The sequence below is a fragment of the Streptococcus parasanguinis genome, assembly GCF_040908565.1.
GTDB classification, from domain to species: Bacteria; Bacillota; Bacilli; order Lactobacillales; family Streptococcaceae; genus Streptococcus; species Streptococcus parasanguinis_AC.
Genome location: NZ_JBDGEA010000004.1, coordinates 87,802 through 106,389, shown reverse-complemented (window position 1 = coordinate 106,389; position 18,588 = coordinate 87,802). Strand labels below are relative to the sequence as shown.

Sequence of the window (18,588 nt, the reverse complement as noted above, 5' to 3'; positions counted from 1 at the left end):
AATCAGTGTAGTAGAGCCCACTCAACCACTGCGTCTTGCTCGACAATCCAAAAACAATTGAGAGGCTAGGACTTTTGTCCTAGCCTCTTTTTAGTGGTAACTTAAATCTCATACCCCATGAGGAGCCCGCCTTCTTCGGCGTAGAAACTACAAAGTCCAGAAGTAGGAAGGACTTCGATGTTTGCACGGGTAAATTTTTCACGAACCAATTCAGAGAATTGCTCGATAAATTTTTCATTGTTGCGGTGGGCAATGGTAATATGTCCGCCATTATAGCCTGCCTTGATTAATTCATCAAAAGCAGCCTTGATCGCTTTCTTTTGGCCCCGTGCTTTTTGAAGCAACTCGAGGGTACCTGTCTTACTAGCTTCCCCAACCATACGGATATTGAGGAGCCCGACAACCGTTCCGATCAATTTGCTGAGACGCCCATTTTTGACCAGATTATCGACCTTAGCCAAAACAAAGAGCAACTTAGTTTTAGACTGATAAGTAGTGATCACATCAACCACTTGATCAAAATCGAGACCTTCAGCGACCAACTGGTTGAGCTTGCGAACGATTAGGTCCACCTCGCCCCCAGCTGACAAGCTATTAATGACGTGAATATTGGTATTCGGATGCTCTTCCAGATAAATTTTCTTGGCCACCTCAGCACTATTGTAACTACCAGAAAGGGTCCCTGTGATGGTAACAACGAAGATATTATCCGCCCCTTCAAAAGACTTCATATAATCATCCGGACTTGGGCAGGCAGACTTAGATGCAGTCGCAGTCGCATACATCTCCCCCATCATCTGATCGATATTGAGTTGGGCATCATCTGTATAGATGGTATCACCCACTTGGATGGTCAGTGGGACACTGACAAACTCCGTATCTGGTGCCAGGTTGTCCAAAGAGCGGTAGTCACAGCCTGAATCCGCAATAATTTTCCATTTCATCAGTTCATACCTCATAATTGTATAAAAATGTACATTGACAAGTAGTTTGTCTTCTTTTACAATTATATCATGAAGTACCATGCTATCCAAGCAGATAACATCAGGTGAGACAGATAGAAAGTAAATGTTATGGCAGAAAGAAAAATATCCGAGAAATCCTTGGAAAATCTCAAACGATTTAACCAAGAAAACAATGCGATTACACGAGAATCCATCGAAATCTCTCTCCTGCAACTATTGGAGAAAAAAGATCTGAAAAAGATCACCATCTCTGAGCTGGTTCAGCGTGCTGGGGTCTCTCGCGCCGCCTTTTATCGCAATTATGGATCAAAAGAAGAGATTCTAGAGTCTATCTTTCAATCTAGTATCGCAAAGATTACCAAGTCTTTAGATGGCTACAACCTCAAGACAGATCTCTACCAGGTCTGGGTCTATCTTTTTAAGGAAGTTAAGAAAGAAGCCAAGATCATCAGCCTAGCTATTGATTACAATTTTGAGCGACTCTTAACCAAGGCAGTCTATGACTTTTTAGAAAAACGAAATGGCAGCTCATCAAATGGCGCTGGCAGCTACCTCAATTCTTTCTGGAGCTCAGCTATTGTCTCTGTCATCTCCAAGTGGATCAAGGATGGCATGAAGATCCCAGCTGAAAAAATCGCTACGTTAGGCCTACCCCTCTTTCCACAAAAGAAGAAGTAAGAACCACCGAGAGGTGGTTTCAGATTGAAGGCAAAGTCATATTAAAAACTTTCCTTAGGTGAGTACGGACGTCAGCGAACTTCTTCGAAGTTCCAAGACTAATTATTGAGCCCCTTCGCTCTTTAATTTCTGGGCTCAGGCTAAAACAGTTTCCCAAACTGTTTTACTCTCAATAATTCCGAGTGCCTGAAACGTTATTGTTTCAGGCACTTTTCTCACAGCGGAAAGTTTTGGTATTTTTTTGAATCGATTTTAAAATTGGAACTCATTTTTATTTCTTTGCAGAATTGCTTAACTTATTTTACTTTAAAATAGTTTGTATACATTCTAGAACCACCGAGAGGTGGTTTTTTTTGTGCAACTACCACCAACTAGTGAGGAAGTTGAATAAGCTGCAAAATTTCGGTATCATGGTAGAAGTTAGCTACGAGCGTGGAGGTTGAAATGAAACGAGTGAAAAAGAAAGTAGTAGGAGTGTTAGTCCTTTTAGTAAGTATAGGATCTTTCTACATGTGGAAGCAGGTTCAAAAGCATGGAAAAAACAATCAGCAAGAAACCAAGCAGAAATATGTGGATGCGAAAAGTGAGAAACCAATCATCCATGTTATTGATGACAATAAATTTGTAGTTGTTGCTTCAAATAAACCTGAAAGAAATAGCAGTTGGAAGTATGGACAAAATTATGTTATTGATTTTACTTCACATCAATTAGTTGATAAAACTAAAAGTGGAAATAAAGAAGATAATTCAGAGGAGTACTTTAAAGTTATAGCGTATGATATTAATACGAAAGATTTTAATACAAAAGAGATAGATGTATTTGACCTTTTAGGAAATAACAAAGATTATCGGATTTCAAGGAGTCAAGATTTACATTTTCGAAATTTATATTTCATAAATGATCAAGATTATGTTGCCTTAACTAAAAAATCAAAAGTTGATGGGGCAAATGAAGATATGATATTAAATATTTCTACAGGACAATTAGATGACGCGAAAAAATTTGGTGATTTAAAACAGATATTTCCACCTTATGGTAATTTAGATTTAGCATACGGCGATACTTTAAAAGATTTAGAAAAGATATTGCTTGAGAAATATAATCTTGTCTTAATGCCAGGATATATTGAAAAGGGAGTATCGAAAAATGGAGAAAAGATAGATTTATCTAATACAAATATTGCTGAGGAATACACTGACTTAGCAAAGGACATAAATCAGTTAGAGCGCTTGTATATGAGGCCAAAACAATATAATAGTAAAGAGTGGTTTGATAAAATACTTCATTGGTTTGCACCGAAGGGGCAGGATGTGTTAGAGGTCTATGCGACCGATCCAAAGACTGGTGAGAAGACACAAATAAAATCCTACGATGAATTGCAGGTTTGGTCTGCTAATCATCCAGAGTAGAGTGAGTAAGAAACACTATGAAAAGATAAAGTGTTGGATTAACAGTAGTACTAGTAACTTTGTTGCTGATTTGGACGATTGTCAGCCAGAGTTCTTCTCAAAGAAAAATCAAATGAGGTTGATAGGAGACTCATCATATCTAATAAAAACTAAGGAGATTTATGGTTAAAGATTATAAAGAACTAAGAAGACATTACAATATTCCAGCGATTGTCCTATTGGTCATTCTAGCTCTACCATTTTTATATATTGTGCAAGTGACCCAAAGTAAAAATATTGCTGCCATTTGTTTTTTAATATACCTAATGATTGAGCTGGTTCTAGCTATCATTAAAGATACGCTTTTAATCAAAAAGTTGTATAGTCTCATCTATGAGGATATCAATCTAGACCTGATGGCAAGCTATATTTTGACTCAAAAAAGAAAAAGTATCAAAACGATTAAGGTGAGAGTACAGATAGCTACCCTTTTCTATTATTATAGGATTGGTGACTTTGGATCTATTGAAGCAGTTGTAAAGGAACTCGAGGAGAATCAGAAGTTTACAGATGCTGAACAAGTAACATTAAATGAAATTCTACTGAATGCGAACCTATTTTCAAGGCCGGATTTGAAGGAAGATGAGTTTGAGGACTTACTCTCTAATTATTTAGTAGATGATGAATCACTCAAGATGGCTTACAGAGCCCGCTACGATATTCTGGTCAAAAATGAAGCCAATGATGCCATCTTAAAGGAAGTAACAACTACCAAGTTCTCTCAATTGGAATCTATGTATCTAAAGGCGGTCAATGAGTACCTCAAAGGAAATATTAATGAGGCAATGGAGCTATTTGCTACCATTGTGAAAGAAGATGAGAGACTGTATCTGGTCAGAATGGCTCAGGCCTATCTAGGTAGTGAAAACTCAGGAGGAAAGAGTGTTTCGCTTGATGCAAGACAAGAAGAAGTCACTGTAAAACTATTGCGTTTGAAGCTGGTAGAAGAGGAGCCGGTCAAACAATATAAAGAAGCCAAATCTAATAAAGGGCTTGCTTTTTTCAGAGGCTGGAAAATCGCTCTTCTTTTAATCCCGCCATTTTTAATGTATGCGATAATTTTAGTGGCCCTAGCTGTCCTCAAAAAAATAGGGTCATTCGTTCCCCAAAAATTTAAAATATGGCTGCTTTTATTAATTCCTGTCGCAATGATCATATTCTATATCAAACAAGAACAAGAATTGAATGCTATTACAGATGGCCGGTATTATCTAGTGGTTAAGAGTAAATCTTCTAATACAGCTTCTATAGATAAGTCGACTTGGGTAGAGTTTTCTGGGGATTATATTATTCTCAAAGAAGGAAATAAAACGACTACTATTCTGTATAATAGTGAGGATCGAAGTTTTGAAAAAGATGGAATAATTTATAGGTTTACTGATGACCATGGAGACTTATCAATCAGTGACATGGTTTCACACGAGTCCGTGTCATACGTCAGTACGGAGAGTTCAATGTTCTCTAAATATGAAAAAGGTAGAGTAATAGTTTCTGATTGAGAGTTAGAACATGCCCAGAAATTATAGCTTTGGTTCTACTATACTTAAAGAAAGGATCTGTTTAAATCGTGAAAATTACAAAGAAAAAATGGATACTAGCCTTACTGGTATTGCTTTCGCTCATGGGTGGGATTTGGCTTTATTTACGTTTTTCAACTGAGAGTTATTATAAACAATTTACTGATTATAGTGGGAAAGAAAAAATTGATGACTATGAGATGATTGCGGATGGTGCAGGCATTATCACTCACTGGAAATCAACTGATCCGAAGGAAGATCGGTTAATGAGGAAATATGGGTCTTATTATTATTTTGATCCTGTCAGAGTCGGTTCAAAGCATATTTTGCATATGAATGTAAAATTTAGAGAAAATTTTTACTATCGTACAACTCCTCCAGAGAAGGATGAATATTGGACTGTTAGTGTCTACAAGGTTGAGGGAGAGCGATTAAAAGAAGAGAAAGAGATTGATTTATTTAAAGTTGTTGAACAGTTCGATCCGGATTATATTCCTACAGAATTAGGTTCAGTGTATTCATGGAATGGACGTGAGTTAGCTGCTTTACAAATTCGCAGTACAAAAGACGACTCGATTCGGAAGAAGATGTATTTAAATCTAGATACTCGTAAACTGGAAAGAAATGAAACATTAGAGAATGATCACCAAAGAAAACCGGTTCCGGCTTTCAATGTACCAATTGATCGTGAGACGAGCAGTATTGAAGAATTGAAATTTTTTGATAATTGGTTTTCGATTGAGCCCAAGGATCTCTCAAAAACGCAATTTAAGAAATCTTCCAAGGCCTATCAACTCTTGAAGGAAAAAGATACTAAAGTCATAGTAATAAAACCCCAGAATAGTGCGGATCAATATGCAAAAAGTATTGCTGTATTTGAACTCTTTATGAAGAAGGGTGTGAATCTCTATCAAGATGTCACGATCCCGGCTGAGATATCTAAAGATGGTCAAGTCCATACCACACAGACAAAAGAAGAGTTCGATCAATATTACGATCTGGAAAAGGCTCGAAAAGCCTACCATGAGATTGATTAAAGTAAGAAGCTACAAAGGACAAGAACGATGATCGAAGAACGAATTTTTGCTGCTAAGCAGTATGTGAAAACCTTATTTGCTGATCGATCGGATGGTCATGATGTAGAGCATACCCTCCGCGTCTATAGCAATGCTATGAGAATCGCACAAGCAGAAGGTCCATGTGATCTGGAGATAGTGGGCTTATCAGCTCTTCTTCACGATGCTGATGATGATAAATTGTTTCAAACAGAGAATCAAGCGAATGCTCGCACGTTTCTAGAAGAGATTTGTATCCCTCAAAACCAAATCGACCAAATTTGCCAGGTTATCAATGCTGTTTCTTTCAGCAAAAATCTCGGTAAACATCCAGAAACCATAGAAGGCAAGATTGTCCAGGATGCAGATCGCCTGGATGCGATAGGAGCTGTAGGAATTGCGCGAACTTTTTCCTATGGTGGCCACAAAGGGAGGCCACTTACTGATACCATCCAACATTTCCATGACAAGTTGCTCCTCTTAAAAGATAAAATGAACACGGAGACTGCCAAACAAATGGCAGAAAGTCGCCATCAATTTTTAATCGCCTTCCTAAATGAACTAGAAAAGGAACTCTAACAAGAACCCCTGTCTGAAATGATTTCAGACAGGGGTCTTTCTTTATTCTTGGATCATGGCTAGGAGATCCTCTCCTGTAGTGGTTGGAAGGATCCGAACTCGTTTGAGGGAATAGAGGCCATCAGCGGAGCTAGCGAGTCCATTTTTAGTGGTGAGGCCTAGTTTGTAGTCAGCTTTCTTGGCTTGGTCGATCGTGATTTGGCTGTAGCGACCAGATGGGTAGACGATAACGCTGGTATTTTGATCCAGCACCTTATCCAGCAGGCGTTTAGAAGCGACCAGCTCATTCTTTTGAGTCTCAAGGCTGGAATTGGCTAGGTCTGGATGATTGACCGTATGGCTTTCAAAGGTCAAGCCAGCATGTTTCATCTCTTTGATTTGGTCAAAGGTCAGGACATTTTCTTTTTCCTTTTGGGTAAAGTCTGTGATGATATTGTTGGTGGCCGTCATCTTGTATTTCTTAAGAAGCGGATAGACGATGGTATAGAAATCCTCGACGCCATCATCAAAGGTCAGCCAGACATATTTCTTTCCTTTGGGCACTTCGTTCTTAGCGAGGATGCGATAGGCCTCCTCAGGTGTCAATGTGTAGTAACCCGCTTTTTTCAGGGCCTTTAGTTGGCTCTCAAAGGTTTCTGGATCGACAATCAGATTGGCATTGGCAGCTTCGGACTCAGCCATATTGTGCACGGAGTGGTACATGAGGATGGGCAGTTTGACCGGCTTTTTTACTCGGGTCCACTCGATAGAGGAGCTATCCTCCTCGAGAGAACGTGTCACAGCAGTGCCACTTGTATTTCCGTCACTCGGCTGAGTGATGCGCTTGATCAGAAGAAAGCTACAAATAAAGATACAGACCAGTAGGAAGGCATTGATTCCAAGTAGGGTTTTGATTTTTTTAGGTACTCTTCGTTTACTCATAGTGTCACCGCTTTCATTGTTTTCTTTATTGTACCACAAATTCTATGTTTTTTTCCAGAACTTGCTACAGGCTGATCCTGTCATGAAAATTCAGAATTTTTAAGGCAATTGGCTGTCAAACGCTCAAGATTTTGTTATAATGGACCTACTATAGAAAATTCAAGGAGTCAATAGGATGTCTGTTAAGATTGCCTTATTAGGATTTGGTACTGTTGCCAGTGGCGTACCATTTTTATTAAAAGAAAACCATGAAAAAATCAGCCAGGCTGCTCAGGATGAGATTGAGATTGCCAAGGTCTTGGTTCGCGATGATGCGGAAAAGCAAAGCTTGCAAGCGGCTGGTCATGACTACAACTTTGTGACCAATGTCGATGAGATCATTGAAGACAAAGAGATTGCCATCGTCGTTGAATTGATGGGCCGGATTGAGCCAGCGAAGACCTTTATCACCCGTGCTCTTGAAGCAGGTAAGCATGTCGTTTCTGCTAACAAAGACCTTCTAGCTGTTCATGGAAGTGAATTGCTAGAGGTTGCAAAAGAACACCAAGTAGCTCTTTATTATGAAGCTGCTGTAGCGGGTGGGATCCCAATCCTTCGCACCTTGGTGAATTCTTTGGCTTCTGACAAGGTGACCAAAGTACTCGGTGTGGTCAATGGAACATCTAACTTCATGATGACCAAAATGGTGGAAGAAGGCTGGACTTATGAAGATGCTTTAGCAGAAGCGCAACGCCTTGGTTACGCTGAAAGTGACCCAACCAATGACGTTGAAGGGATCGATGCAGCCTACAAGATGGTGATCTTGAGTCAATTTGCCTTTGGGATGAACATTCAATTTGACCAAGTAGGTCACAAAGGGATCAGCCAGATCACTCCACAAGATGTCTCTGTTGCTCAAAGCCTTGGTTATGTGATCAAACTGGTCGGCTCGATCGTTGAAACGGAATCAGGGATTGCAGCAGAGGTGACACCAACCTTCCTTCCAAAACAACACCCACTCGCAGGAGTGAACGACGTTATGAATGCGGTCTATGTGGAATCCATCGGTATTGGTGAGTCTATGTACTACGGACCAGGTGCTGGTCAAAAACCAACAGCGACAAGTGTCGTAGCTGATATTGTGCGCATTGTCCGTCGTCTAAAAGAAGGAACGATCGGTAAAGCCTTCAATGAATACAGTCGTCCTCTTCAATTGGCTAAGCCTGAAGATGTGAAGAACAATTATTACTTCTCAATCAAGGCACCAGATGCGACTGGTCAAATCTTGCGTCTTGCGGAAATCTTTAATGCAGAAGGAGCTTCCTTCAAGCAAATCCTTCAAGAAGACTCAGATGGTCACTATGCAAGCGTTGTGATCATCACCCACCAAGTCAATCAGACCCAATTCAAGAACTTGGTTGAAAAACTTGATTCAGAGCCGAATTTCGAACTCTTGAATACCTTTAAGGTCTTGGGAGAATAAGCATGAAGATTATTGTTCCAGCAACCAGTGCCAATGTAGGGCCCGGATTTGATTCTGTTGGGATTGCCGTGACTCGTTATTTGACCATTGAAGTGCTTGAACCAGCAGATGCTTGGTTGATTGAGCATGATCTAGGAGCAGGGATTCCGACAGACGAGAAGAACCTCTTGCTCTCAACAGCCCTGTCGATTGCCCCAGCTATTCAACCACATCATATCAAGATGACCAGTGAAGTGCCTTTGGCGCGTGGTCTTGGTTCTTCTAGCTCTGTCATTGTCGCAGGGATTGAATTGGCCAATCAATTAGCCAATCTCCAGTTATCAGATGCTGAGAAATTACGCATCGCGACCGAGATCGAAGGGCATCCGGATAATGTAGCTCCAGCTATCTTTGGGAATATGGTCATTGCGAGCTATATCGGTGAGGATGTCCAATATGTCACGGCTGACTTCCCAAGCTGTGACCTGGTGGCCTTTGTACCGAGCTACCAATTGAAGACCAGCGATAGCCGCAATGTCCTACCGAAAGAATGGTCTTATAAGGAAGCTGTTGCAGCTAGTAGTGTAGCCAATGTGGCCATCGCAGCTCTCCTCAAGGGAGATTTGGTGACGGCTGGTCGCTCCATTGAGTTAGATCATTTCCACGAGCGCTATCGTCAATCCTTGGTCAAAGAATTCCCTCAGGTAAAAGAAGTTGCGCATCAACACGATGCTTATGCCACTTACCTTTCTGGTGCAGGTCCAACGATCATGAACCTTTTGGCACAGGAGCATGCCGCATCCTTTGTAGCAGCTCTCGCTGCACTTGGGCTAGATGGTCAGATTTTCCAACTTAAAATAGACACATTTGGCGTTCGTGTTGAGAAATAAGACTGAATGTAACACAATTGAAAAAAGGATGTATACTTTTGTATATGTCCTTTTTGCTTCTCCTATGGTAGAATGGAAACTGTATGGGGAAAAGCTCAAGCTTTCCCGAAAAGCTAGGGGGAAATATGAAACCAGAATATTTATATAGCATTGCTACCGATCTTGGTCTGCAATTTGATGGCGAAGCTCGTGTGATGTACGGGGAGCGTGAAGGCTTCTTGTTAGTCATTGAAGGAACGGAAACCAAAAATGTTTTTAACATTTCATTTAGTGCTAAACAAGGTTCCGAAGGAGACTTAATCGAAGACGGTGAGATTCTTTGGAATGAATTAAAAGAACAATCAAAAGCCATTAATGCCATCTCTTTTGATGGTTACTTGACCTCGATCGTCGTCAAAGGCGGAATGACCAAAGGGAAGGCTGTCGAAACCTTATGGACAGCTATCCAAGATATTGTTGATTTCTTACTCAACCACCAATTTGTGCAAGTGAATGCGGAGACGGGTGAGGAAGAACCGATCGGCCTCTATCAAATCGGTGATGCGATCTTTTTAATCGATGATGCAACCTTTAGAGCCTACGAAGCAGAAGTGCAAGACACGGTGGAGGCTTATGAAGCGCGGGAAGAAAACTTCCTCTTAGGGATTGTAGGGGCCGTGATCGGTGTGATCATCGGTGGAGCAGTTGCCCTCTTAGTAGCGCGTCTCGGCTATGTGTCTGTTTTGGCAGGTGCAGCCCTCGGTTTTTGTACCATCAAGGGTTATGAGATTCTTGGTAAAAAATTGACTAAAAAAGGTGTGGTAGTTTCAGCAATTTTGATGGTCTTGACCGTCTTTTTGGTCAACCAATTAGATTATATTTTGTTTCTCATGGATGAGTATTCCTTGCCATTCGATGTATCTTGGAGTCTCTTCAACGAAGAGACATTTAAGGGGAATTTTCCAGAAAACTACTTCTTGGAGCTAGGGAAGTTAGCTGTCTTCACTCTTGGTGGTGCTTGGATTTCAGTCAAATCAGCTCTGGATGGACAAAAGAATCGTACCATCGCACGTAAAATTGCATAATAAATGGTAAAAGGAAGGCCTGAATACTATGGGCCTTCTTTTGTTTTTTAGGGTCGAAAAAATGTCAAAAATTTGGTATAATAGTTTGTATTTTATAGAGAGAGAGAACATATTGAAAGATGATGGAAAAAATGAACCAAATTCTTGAAGGGATTGATATCCGTTTTCAAGAACCATTAAAATATTATACCTATACCAAGGTTGGTGGGAATGCTGAATTTCTGGCCTTTCCTCGTAATCAATACGAATTAAAACGCATTGTACGCTTTGCAAACCAAGAGGATATTCCATGGATGGTCCTGGGGAATTCTTCGAATATTATTGTTCGAGATGGGGGCATTCCTGGTTTTGTCATTATGTTTGATCGCTTGCGGGACATTAGTGTGGATGGCTATGTGATCGAAGCAGAAGCAGGTGCAAAACTCATCGAAACGACTCATGTAGCCTTATACCATAGTTTGAAAGGTTTTGAGTTTGCTAGTGGCATTCCAGGCAGTGTCGGTGGCGCAGTCTTTATGAATGCGGGAGCCTATGGAGGAGAGATCGCGCATGTCCTAGTATCCTGTAAGGTCTTGACCAAAGATGGGGAGATCGAAACTCTGTCAGCGAGTGAACTAGCTTTTGGCTACCGCCATTCTAAGATTCAAGAGACAGGTTCTATCGTCATCTCTGCCAAATTTGCTTTGTCACCAGGCAATCACGAGCAAATCAAACAGGAGATGGATCGGTTGACCCATCTTCGTCAGTTGAAACAACCTCTTGAATACCCTTCTTGTGGATCCGTCTTTAAGCGTCCTGTTGGCCATTTTGCAGGTCAATTGATCAGCGAAGCAGGTCTAAAAGGCTATCGAATCGGTGGTGTGGAAGTTTCTGAAAAGCATGCCGGCTTTATGGTCAATGTCGATAATGGAACAGCTAAGGACTACGAAGATTTGATCGCCCATGTCATTGAGGCAGTAGAAGCTCATTCAGGCGTCCGTTTAGAACCAGAAGTTCGTATTATCGGCCAAGCCTAAGAGCTTAAGTATTGAAGAACAATTGATAGTGAACCATCGATAGCATCAGTCGGAGAGGGGGTGAGTGCCTATCGATACCGTAAATAGGTGGGGCAGTCTAGTAAGTCCCCGAGAGGTATTGGTGGTCTGACAGGTTTTCCTGTCAGCCGCTGCATTTTCGTTTGAAAAGCAGTTTGCTAATCGCAGTAAAGAAGGAATTTATGTGAATTGAAAAAACCAATTATTGAGTTTAAAAATGTTTCAAAGGTCTTTGAAGATAGCGGAACCGTTGTCCTAAAGGATATCAATTTTGAATTGGAAGAAGGGAAGTTCTATACCCTGCTCGGTGCATCTGGATCAGGGAAATCGACTATCCTTAATATCATTGCCGGTCTTTTGGACGCGACGACTGGAGATGTCTACCTTGATGGGGAACGGATCAATGATGTCCCTACCAACAAACGGGACGTCCACACCGTCTTTCAGTCCTATGCCCTGTTTCCACATATGACGGTCTTTGAAAATGTGGCTTTTCCCCTTCGTTTGAAAAAGGTGGATAAGGCTGAGATCGAACGTCGGGTTTCAGAAGTCTTGAAAATGGTCCAGTTAGCTGGATTTGAAAAACGCTCGATCCAAAAATTATCTGGTGGTCAACGCCAGCGGGTAGCTATTGCCCGGGCTATTATCAATGAACCACGAGTGGTCCTTTTAGATGAGCCCTTGTCTGCACTTGACTTGAAGTTGCGGACAGACATGCAGTATGAGTTGCGGGAATTGCAACAACGCTTGGGCATTACCTTTGTCTTTGTTACCCACGACCAAGAAGAAGCCCTTGCCATGAGTGACTGGATCTTTGTCATGAATGAAGGAGAGATCGTCCAATCTGGTACACCAGTAGATATCTATGATGAACCGATCAACCATTTTGTAGCGACTTTTATCGGGGAGTCCAACATCCTAGATGGTCGCATGATCGAGGACTACTTGGTTGAGTTCAATGGCAAACGCTTTGAAGCGGTCGACGGGGGGATGCGTCCAAATGAACCAGTTGAAGTCGTCATTCGTCCAGAAGACTTGCAAATTACTCTTCCTGAAGAAGGCAAGCTCCAAGTGAAGGTGGACACCCAGCTCTTCCGTGGTGTGCATTACGAGATCATTGCCTATGATGATTTGGGAAATGAGTGGATGATTCACTCCACTCGTAAGGCCATCGTGGGAGAAGTCATCGGGCTAGACTTTGAACCAGAAGATATCCACGTTATGCGTCTCAATGAAACCGAAGAAGAATTCGATGCGCGGATCGAAGAGTACGTTGAAGTAGAGGAGCAAGAAGCTGGTTTGATTAATGCCATTGAGGAGGAGAGAGATGAAGAAAACAACCTCTAATCTATTTATCCTCCCCTATTTCTTGTGGATTTTTCTCTTTGTCTTGGCTCCTGTAGTCATGATTATCTTTCAATCCTTTTTTAACGTTGAAGGGCAGTTTTCACTTGAAAACTACAAAGAGTTCTTTACTTCGCAAAATCTGACTTATTTAAAGATGAGCTTTAATTCGGTCCTTTATGCCGGAATTGTCACCTTGGTGACGCTCTTGATCTCCTACCCGACTGCTTACTTTTTGACGCTTCTCAAACACCGGCAGTTGTGGTTGATGTTGATCGTCTTGCCGACCTGGGTCAATCTCTTGCTCAAGGCCTATGCCTTTATCGGAATCTTTGGTCAAAATGGCTCTATCAATAGCTTTTTAAGCTTTCTCGGAGTCGCTCCCCAGCAGATCCTCTTTACCGATTTCTCCTTTATCTTTGTAGCTAGCTACATCGAGTTGCCTTTCATGATCTTGCCGATTTTTAATGTCTTAGATGACTTAGATCCAAACTTGATCAATGCCAGCTATGATTTGGGTGCCAATCGTTGGGATACCTTCCGTCGTGTGGTCTTCCCCTTGTCCATGAATGGTGTCCGCTCAGGTGTGCAGTCTGTCTTTATTCCTAGTCTGAGTCTCTTCATGTTGACACGGATGATCGGTGGAAACCGGGTCATTACTTTGGGGACTGCGATTGAACAGCACTTCCTGACAACACAAAACTGGGGAATGGGTTCTACCATCGGAGTTGTTCTGATCCTTGCCATGCTCTTAACCATGTGGGCAACGAGAGAAAGGAGAGAACGATGAAAAAAGTATCTCATTTCTATCTAGGTTTCGTCTTTCTGATCCTCTATCTTCCGATCTTTTATTTGATCTTTTATGCTTTCAATGAAGGGGGAGATATGAATGCCTTTACTGGCTTCACACTTGAGCATTTCAATGAGTTGTTCGCAGATAGTCGCCTGATGCTGATCTTATCAGAGACTTTCCTGTTGGCCTTCTTGTCAGCCTTGATTGCGACGGTGATCGGAACCTTTGGAGCCATTTATATTTATCAATCTAAGAAGAAGCTAGAAGGACCATTGCTTTCCATTAACAACATTCTTATGGTAGCGCCAGACGTTATGATCGGGGCCAGCTTCTTGATTCTCTTTACGACGGTGAAGTACCAGCTAGGTTTCCTTTCTGTTCTGGCTAGTCACGTGGCCTTCTCGATTCCCATTGTGGTCTTGATGGTCTTGCCGCGCCTTAAGGAAATGAACCGGGATATGGTCAATGCAGCCTATGACTTGGGAGCTACCCAAGTGCAAATGCTTAAAGAGATTATGTTGCCTTATCTGACACCAGCTATTATCGCTGGCTACTTTATGGCCTTTACCTATTCTCTTGATGACTTTGCCGTGACCTTCTTTGTAACCGGAAATGGCTTTACAACCTTGTCTGTAGAGATCTACTCACGTGCTCGTCAGGGAATTTCCCTCAGCATCAATGCCTTGTCAGCCCTTGTCTTTCTCTTTAGTGTGCTCTTGGTCATCGGTTATTACTTTATCACCCGTGAAAAGGAGGAAGCAGTATGAAAAAACTTTATTCATTCCTAACTGGGATTGTCCTTGTCATTCTGGTCCTCTGGGGAATTAGCCACCAGATCGAAGCGAGCATGAATACCAAGAATAGCGACAAGTTGGTCATCTACAACTGGGGAGATTATATCGATCCAGACTTGCTCAAGGAATTCACAAAAGAAACCGGAATTCAGGTGCAATATGATACCTTTGATTCCAACGAAGCCATGTACACCAAGATCAAGCAAGGGGGAACCACCTACGATATTGCTATACCTAGTGAATACATGATTGCTAAGATGATGGATGAGCATCTGGTTGAAAAGTTGGACCAATCCAAGATCAAAGGGATGGAAAATATCGATCCAAAACTCTTGAACCAATCGTTCGATCCGGGCAACCAATATTCAGTCCCTTACTTCTGGGGTACCTTGGGGATTATCTACAATACCAAGATGGTCAAAAATGCTCCTGAACATTGGTCAGATCTCTGGCGTGAAGAGTACAGAAATGACATCATGATGTACGATGGTGCGCGTGAGGTCATGGGAATTGGTCTCAATACCTTGGGCTATAGCCTCAATGAAAAGGATCCAAAGAAATTGCAAGAGGCAGTAGATAAACTCTACACCTTGACGCCAAACATCAAAGCTTTGGTTGCTGATGAGATGAAAGGCTATATGATCCAAAACAATGCGGCTATTGGGGTTACCTTCTCAGGAGAAGCCAGCCAAATGCTCGAAGCCAATAAGGATCTTCGCTATGTCGTCCCAACTGAAGCCAGCAACCTTTGGTTTGATAACATTGTCATTCCAAAAACTGTGAAAAATAAAGAAGCAGCATATGCCTTCATTAACTTCATGCTTCGTCCTAAAAATGCGTTGAAAAATGCTCTTTATGTCGGCTACTCAACGCCAAATAAAAAAGCCAAAGCCATGTTGCCAAAAGAAATCCAAAATGACCAGGCCTTCTATCCAAGTGATGAAACACTGGACCATTTGGAAGTCTATCAACAATTAGGCAAGAAATTGCTTGGAGTCTATAACGATCTTTACCTTCAGGTCAAGATGTATCGAAAATAACACAAAAGGAACCTCTGGGTTCCTTTTTGATTGCAGATAAACTCCTCTTAGAAACTTTCCTTAAGTGAGTACGGACGTCAGCGAACTTCGAAGAAGTTCCATGACTTATCAAAGATACAAAGGGTGTTCGCGGATAAAGTCAAAATAGGAAGTTTGACGCAGAATCTTTTGATTCTAGGAAAACTTATCTTTTTGACACAATCCGCAGCCCGTGTTCAATTAGTTTTGGACCCCTTTGCTTTTTAATTTTTAGGCTCAGGCTAAAACAGTTTCCCAAACTGTTTTACTCCCAAAACTCCCGAGTGCTAGAAACAATGGTGTTTCTAGCACTTTTCTCACAGCGGAAAGTTTCATTATATATTTAGATGCTCTACAAAAATGCAACAATTGAATTTTTAGAATCACTTAGGTGTTATTTGTAAAAAAGGATTATCTATATTCTAGCAGAACGCCGAAAGTTCTTTTATGATTGCTGCATATAGTCTCTAACTAGTGAGTTAGATTGAGATTCAAATGAAAGATGCTATAATAGTAAGGAAAGTGACTGGCCCATTCAGCCATGAAAGGAAGGATTGGAGAAGAAGAGATGAAGAGACGACTGGAACTATTTTTGATTATTCTGTTACCGATCCTAGGCCTTGTTTTTCTAGGAGGAAAAATCATGACCCTGACCAAAAGGCCGGAGCAGAAGATAACGGTCTCATCATCAAAGAAAGTTGTACAAAAAACAGAAGAAGAGATAAAAAAAGAACAACTTGACTACCTAAAAGAACACGAACAGAAGGTTATTGATTTAGTCAAAGCCCAAAATTCAAAAGTTGAATCCGTTCAGATTGATTGGGATCAGACACAATGGAGTGATGGTGGACTTACAACTCCTGAATATTATATGAATGTTTATGGACGTATAAATCATATTGAAGAATCGAGTTGGGGAGTAGATATCCCAATTAATGAGGACAATACATTAAATTTAGATGAGATATATATAGGATCCTACATCAGAATAGGGGGGAGATTATTTGAGTAATTGGCATTTGAGCAGTTTTGACAATCGATATGGTTCATTAGCTGAATCAACTTATCGCGATAGGCCCAAAAACTTTCCATCTGAGAAATTGGATCAAATTCAGGAAGAGCGTTCAAAGCTCAAATGGGAGTATGACAATGAAATAGATGCTTTCTATAAAAATCAGAAAAAGCTGGAATCGAAAGCCAAAAAAAATCAGTAAGGTTGTCCTTACTGATTTTTTAGTTGGTTCCAGATGATGCTGTATCTGCGCCACTGTCTGTTGCGGTGGAACCTTGGTCTTGTGCTGCAGGTGAACTGGTTTCTGTAGCGGATGAGCTATCGGTTTCTTTTTGTGAACTTGTTTCTGTATTGCTTGAATCGGTTTGTGTATTGGTGTTAGCATCTGTATTGGTAGCGCTGGAGTCAGATCCCTTATCATGGACCACGACGACGCTGGTGCTACTAGATGGTTTATCTTCTGTTTTTTGATTGTCTTTATTAAGCAGGCTTATAATCGTAAAAGAAGTGACGATAATCCCTAAGAGACTGGCAATCGTAGCTACAACCGTTTGAAATACGGATAGGCCTTGTTTCACTTTTTCACCACGTGAGGGTCTAGAATCTGTAGTATCCTCAGGTTTTTGGTTTTTGTTGCTTCTTGAATATTGTGACATGTTCATTCTCTTTCTATCAAAAATTGTTTTTTAACACTTTCTTATTATAAGTCATTTTCTGAAAAATGTCTAAAAAGAACTGAATTTTATGGAGTGATTTTACCTCATCTCTCTTTATCAAATCCTTGTCCCAAGCGGTTAGAAATGATAAAATAGAAGTTACGTAAAAAGAAAGTGATGGATGCGTAGGACATGATCTATTTTGACAATTCAGCAACGACTAAACCCTATCCAGAAGCCCTTGCGACTTATACAGAAGTAGCGACTCGGATCTGGGGCAACCCATCTAGTTTGCACAATCTAGGTAGTCAAGCTACTCGTATTTTGGAAGCTTCTCGGAAACAGATTGCGGAGCTAATTGGCAAGAAAGCTGATGAAATTTACTTCACGTCTGGTGGTACCGAAGGGGACAACTGGATCCTTAAGGGTGTCGCCTTTGAGAAAGCTCCTTATGGCAAGCATATCATTGTCTCTGACATTGAGCATCCTGCCATCAAGGAGTCGGCTGCTTGGCTCAAAGCACAAGGATTCGAAGTGGACTACGCTCCAGTAGATGCGTGTGGCTTTGTCAAGGTGGATGCCTTGGCTAGTCTTCTCCGTCCAGATACGACCTTGGTCTCTGTCATGGCCGTCAACAATGAGATTGGCTCCATCCAGCCCATCCATGACATCGCGGCTCTTCTGGAAGATCGCCCAACGGTTAGTTTCCATGTCGATGCGGTTCAAGCCTTGGCAAAGGTAGCAACAGAAGTTTATCTACCAGAGCGCGTGGACTTTGCGACCTTCTCTAGTCACAAATTCCATGGTCTTCGTGGAGTCGGCTTTGTCTACATCAAAGAAGGTAAAAAGATCACCCCTCTCTTAACCGGAGGTGGTCAAGAAAAAGAAATGCGCTCGACAACTGAGAATGTGGCAGGCATCGCAGCAACCGCAAAAGCCCTACGCTTAGCTATGGAAAACCAAGAAGCTTTTGCCAGCAAGACCCAGCAGATGAAAGAAGTCATCCGCAAAGAATTGGCCAACTATCCAGATGTCACAATCTTTTCTGGTGAGGATCATTTTGCGCCTCACATCTTGACTTTCGGGATCAAGGGAGTTCGTGGTGAAGTAGTGGTCCATGCCTTTGAAGAGTTTGATATTTACATCTCGACCACCAGTGCCTGCTCGTCCAAGGCTGGAAAACCAGCTGGAACCTTGATTGCCATGGGAGCGGACAAGAGTGTTGCACAGACAGCTGTCCGCCTCAGTCTCGATATTGAAAATGACATGAGCCAAGTCGAGCAATTCTTGACCAAGTTCAAACTGATTTACGAACAAACACGAAAAGTACGTTAATTT

The 18,588-nt window shown here is 41.5% G+C and carries 19 protein-coding genes; 16 read left to right on the top strand and 3 right to left on the bottom strand.

Going from position 1 to position 18,588, the window contains the following annotated elements:
* Nucleotides 1-101 precede the first annotated feature (101 nt).
* Nucleotides 102-944, bottom strand: a complete 843-nt coding sequence (locus AB5Y61_RS03210; RefSeq protein ID WP_195487809.1) for a DegV family protein — start codon at nt 942-944, stop codon at nt 102-104.
* 129 nt (nt 945-1,073) lie between these two features.
* Here AB5Y61_RS03210 and AB5Y61_RS03205 point away from each other — a divergent pair, with 129 nt between their 5' ends.
* The 5 genes from AB5Y61_RS03205 (at nt 1,074) to AB5Y61_RS03185 (ending at nt 6,243) form a co-directional block, all read left to right on the top strand.
* A complete protein-coding gene (locus tag AB5Y61_RS03205) occupies nt 1,074-1,643 on the top strand; it encodes a TetR/AcrR family transcriptional regulator (protein ID WP_037599347.1) in 570 nt (189 codons plus the stop codon).
* 444 nt (nt 1,644-2,087) lie between these two features.
* The gene (locus AB5Y61_RS03200; protein ID WP_368403171.1) at nt 2,088-3,053 is read left to right on the top strand and encodes a hypothetical protein; all 966 of its coding nucleotides are present in this window, start codon (nt 2,088-2,090) and stop codon (nt 3,051-3,053) included.
* A gap of 161 nt (nt 3,054-3,214) precedes the next feature.
* Nucleotides 3,215-4,591, top strand: coding sequence for a hypothetical protein (locus AB5Y61_RS03195; protein ID WP_368403170.1), 1,377 nt, complete (start codon nt 3,215-3,217; stop codon nt 4,589-4,591).
* 68 nt (nt 4,592-4,659) lie between these two features.
* Nucleotides 4,660-5,646 carry a hypothetical protein gene (locus AB5Y61_RS03190; RefSeq protein WP_368403169.1) on the top strand — a complete coding sequence of 329 codons (987 nt, stop codon included), beginning with the start codon at nt 4,660-4,662 and terminating at the stop codon, nt 5,644-5,646.
* A 27-nt stretch (nt 5,647-5,673) separates the two neighbouring features.
* Nucleotides 5,674-6,243: an HD domain-containing protein gene (locus AB5Y61_RS03185; RefSeq protein ID WP_368403168.1), complete on the top strand. Its 570-nt coding sequence runs from the start codon at nt 5,674-5,676 to the stop codon at nt 6,241-6,243.
* Between the two features lie 42 nt (nt 6,244-6,285).
* On the opposite strand, the gene AB5Y61_RS03180 is transcribed toward AB5Y61_RS03185, so the two are convergent.
* The gene (locus tag AB5Y61_RS03180) at nt 6,286-7,164 is read right to left on the bottom strand and encodes a polysaccharide deacetylase family protein (RefSeq protein ID WP_368403167.1); all 879 of its coding nucleotides are present in this window, start codon (nt 7,162-7,164) and stop codon (nt 6,286-6,288) included.
* Between the two features lie 175 nt (nt 7,165-7,339).
* Between AB5Y61_RS03180 and AB5Y61_RS03175 the strand changes: the two genes are divergently transcribed.
* From AB5Y61_RS03175 to AB5Y61_RS03130, 10 genes are all read left to right on the top strand, one after another.
* The gene (locus AB5Y61_RS03175; RefSeq protein ID WP_368403166.1) at nt 7,340-8,626 is read left to right on the top strand and encodes a homoserine dehydrogenase; all 1,287 of its coding nucleotides are present in this window, start codon (nt 7,340-7,342) and stop codon (nt 8,624-8,626) included.
* A gap of 2 nt (nt 8,627-8,628) precedes the next feature.
* On the top strand, nt 8,629-9,495 hold the full coding sequence (gene thrB / locus AB5Y61_RS03170; RefSeq protein WP_368403165.1) for a homoserine kinase: 867 nt from the start codon (nt 8,629-8,631) through the stop codon (nt 9,493-9,495).
* A gap of 125 nt (nt 9,496-9,620) precedes the next feature.
* Nucleotides 9,621-10,559: a hypothetical protein gene (locus tag AB5Y61_RS03165; protein WP_368403164.1), complete on the top strand. Its 939-nt coding sequence runs from the start codon at nt 9,621-9,623 to the stop codon at nt 10,557-10,559.
* 119 nt (nt 10,560-10,678) lie between these two features.
* A complete protein-coding gene (murB, locus tag AB5Y61_RS03160) occupies nt 10,679-11,575 on the top strand; it encodes a UDP-N-acetylmuramate dehydrogenase (protein ID WP_368403163.1) in 897 nt (298 codons plus the stop codon).
* A 207-nt stretch (nt 11,576-11,782) separates the two neighbouring features.
* A complete protein-coding gene (locus tag AB5Y61_RS03155) occupies nt 11,783-12,940 on the top strand; it encodes an ABC transporter ATP-binding protein (RefSeq protein ID WP_003002881.1) in 1,158 nt (385 codons plus the stop codon).
* The gene (locus tag AB5Y61_RS03150; protein WP_061590835.1) at nt 12,921-13,727 is read left to right on the top strand and encodes an ABC transporter permease; all 807 of its coding nucleotides are present in this window, start codon (nt 12,921-12,923) and stop codon (nt 13,725-13,727) included. The genes AB5Y61_RS03155 and AB5Y61_RS03150 overlap by 20 nt, the downstream gene beginning before the upstream one ends.
* Nucleotides 13,724-14,497: an ABC transporter permease gene (locus tag AB5Y61_RS03145; RefSeq protein ID WP_368403162.1), complete on the top strand. Its 774-nt coding sequence runs from the start codon at nt 13,724-13,726 to the stop codon at nt 14,495-14,497. Before AB5Y61_RS03150 ends, AB5Y61_RS03145 begins: the two co-directional genes overlap by 4 nt.
* Nucleotides 14,494-15,564, top strand: coding sequence for an ABC transporter substrate-binding protein (locus AB5Y61_RS03140; protein WP_129299172.1), 1,071 nt, complete (start codon nt 14,494-14,496; stop codon nt 15,562-15,564). Before AB5Y61_RS03145 ends, AB5Y61_RS03140 begins: the two co-directional genes overlap by 4 nt.
* Before the next feature lie 559 nt (nt 15,565-16,123).
* Nucleotides 16,124-16,594: a hypothetical protein gene (locus AB5Y61_RS03135; RefSeq protein ID WP_368403161.1), complete on the top strand. Its 471-nt coding sequence runs from the start codon at nt 16,124-16,126 to the stop codon at nt 16,592-16,594.
* Complete coding sequence (locus AB5Y61_RS03130; RefSeq protein WP_368403160.1) at nt 16,587-16,796, top strand: hypothetical protein; 210 nt, start codon at nt 16,587-16,589, stop codon at nt 16,794-16,796. The genes AB5Y61_RS03135 and AB5Y61_RS03130 overlap by 8 nt, the downstream gene beginning before the upstream one ends.
* A 19-nt stretch (nt 16,797-16,815) precedes the next feature.
* Here the strand turns inward: AB5Y61_RS03130 and AB5Y61_RS03125 are convergent, their stop codons facing one another.
* Nucleotides 16,816-17,250: a DUF6556 family protein gene (locus AB5Y61_RS03125; protein WP_368403159.1), complete on the bottom strand. Its 435-nt coding sequence runs from the start codon at nt 17,248-17,250 to the stop codon at nt 16,816-16,818.
* Between the two features lie 192 nt (nt 17,251-17,442).
* On the opposite strand from AB5Y61_RS03125, the gene AB5Y61_RS03120 reads away from it, so the two are divergent.
* A complete protein-coding gene (locus AB5Y61_RS03120; protein ID WP_368403158.1) occupies nt 17,443-18,585 on the top strand; it encodes a cysteine desulfurase family protein in 1,143 nt (380 codons plus the stop codon).
* Nucleotides 18,586-18,588: the final 3 nt, after the last annotated feature.

Excerpts from the sequence above, each read along its gene's own strand:
- AB5Y61_RS03185 (WP_368403168.1), top strand. The coding sequence starts at position 5,674 with ATGATCGAAGAACGAATTTTTGCTGCTAAGCAGTATGTGAAAACCTTA.
- AB5Y61_RS03195 (WP_368403170.1), top strand. The coding sequence starts at position 3,215 with ATGGTTAAAGATTATAAAGAACTAAGAAGACATTACAATATTCCAGCG.
- AB5Y61_RS03205 (WP_037599347.1), top strand. The coding sequence starts at position 1,074 with ATGGCAGAAAGAAAAATATCCGAGAAATCCTTGGAAAATCTCAAACGA.
- AB5Y61_RS03175 (WP_368403166.1), top strand. The coding sequence starts at position 7,340 with ATGTCTGTTAAGATTGCCTTATTAGGATTTGGTACTGTTGCCAGTGGC.
- AB5Y61_RS03140 (WP_129299172.1), top strand. The coding sequence starts at position 14,494 with ATGAAAAAACTTTATTCATTCCTAACTGGGATTGTCCTTGTCATTCTG.
- AB5Y61_RS03125 (WP_368403159.1), bottom strand. The coding sequence starts at position 17,250 with ATGTCACAATATTCAAGAAGCAACAAAAACCAAAAACCTGAGGATACT.
- AB5Y61_RS03135 (WP_368403161.1), top strand. The coding sequence starts at position 16,124 with ATGAAAGGAAGGATTGGAGAAGAAGAGATGAAGAGACGACTGGAACTA.
- AB5Y61_RS03120 (WP_368403158.1), top strand. The coding sequence starts at position 17,443 with ATGATCTATTTTGACAATTCAGCAACGACTAAACCCTATCCAGAAGCC.
- AB5Y61_RS03210 (WP_195487809.1), bottom strand. The coding sequence starts at position 944 with ATGAAATGGAAAATTATTGCGGATTCAGGCTGTGACTACCGCTCTTTG.
- AB5Y61_RS03200 (WP_368403171.1), top strand. The coding sequence starts at position 2,088 with ATGAAACGAGTGAAAAAGAAAGTAGTAGGAGTGTTAGTCCTTTTAGTA.
- murB (WP_368403163.1), top strand. The coding sequence starts at position 10,679 with ATGATGGAAAAAATGAACCAAATTCTTGAAGGGATTGATATCCGTTTT.
- AB5Y61_RS03165 (WP_368403164.1), top strand. The coding sequence starts at position 9,621 with ATGAAACCAGAATATTTATATAGCATTGCTACCGATCTTGGTCTGCAA.
- AB5Y61_RS03150 (WP_061590835.1), top strand. The coding sequence starts at position 12,921 with ATGAAGAAAACAACCTCTAATCTATTTATCCTCCCCTATTTCTTGTGG.
- AB5Y61_RS03180 (WP_368403167.1), bottom strand. The coding sequence starts at position 7,164 with ATGAGTAAACGAAGAGTACCTAAAAAAATCAAAACCCTACTTGGAATC.
- AB5Y61_RS03145 (WP_368403162.1), top strand. The coding sequence starts at position 13,724 with ATGAAAAAAGTATCTCATTTCTATCTAGGTTTCGTCTTTCTGATCCTC.
- thrB (WP_368403165.1), top strand. The coding sequence starts at position 8,629 with ATGAAGATTATTGTTCCAGCAACCAGTGCCAATGTAGGGCCCGGATTT.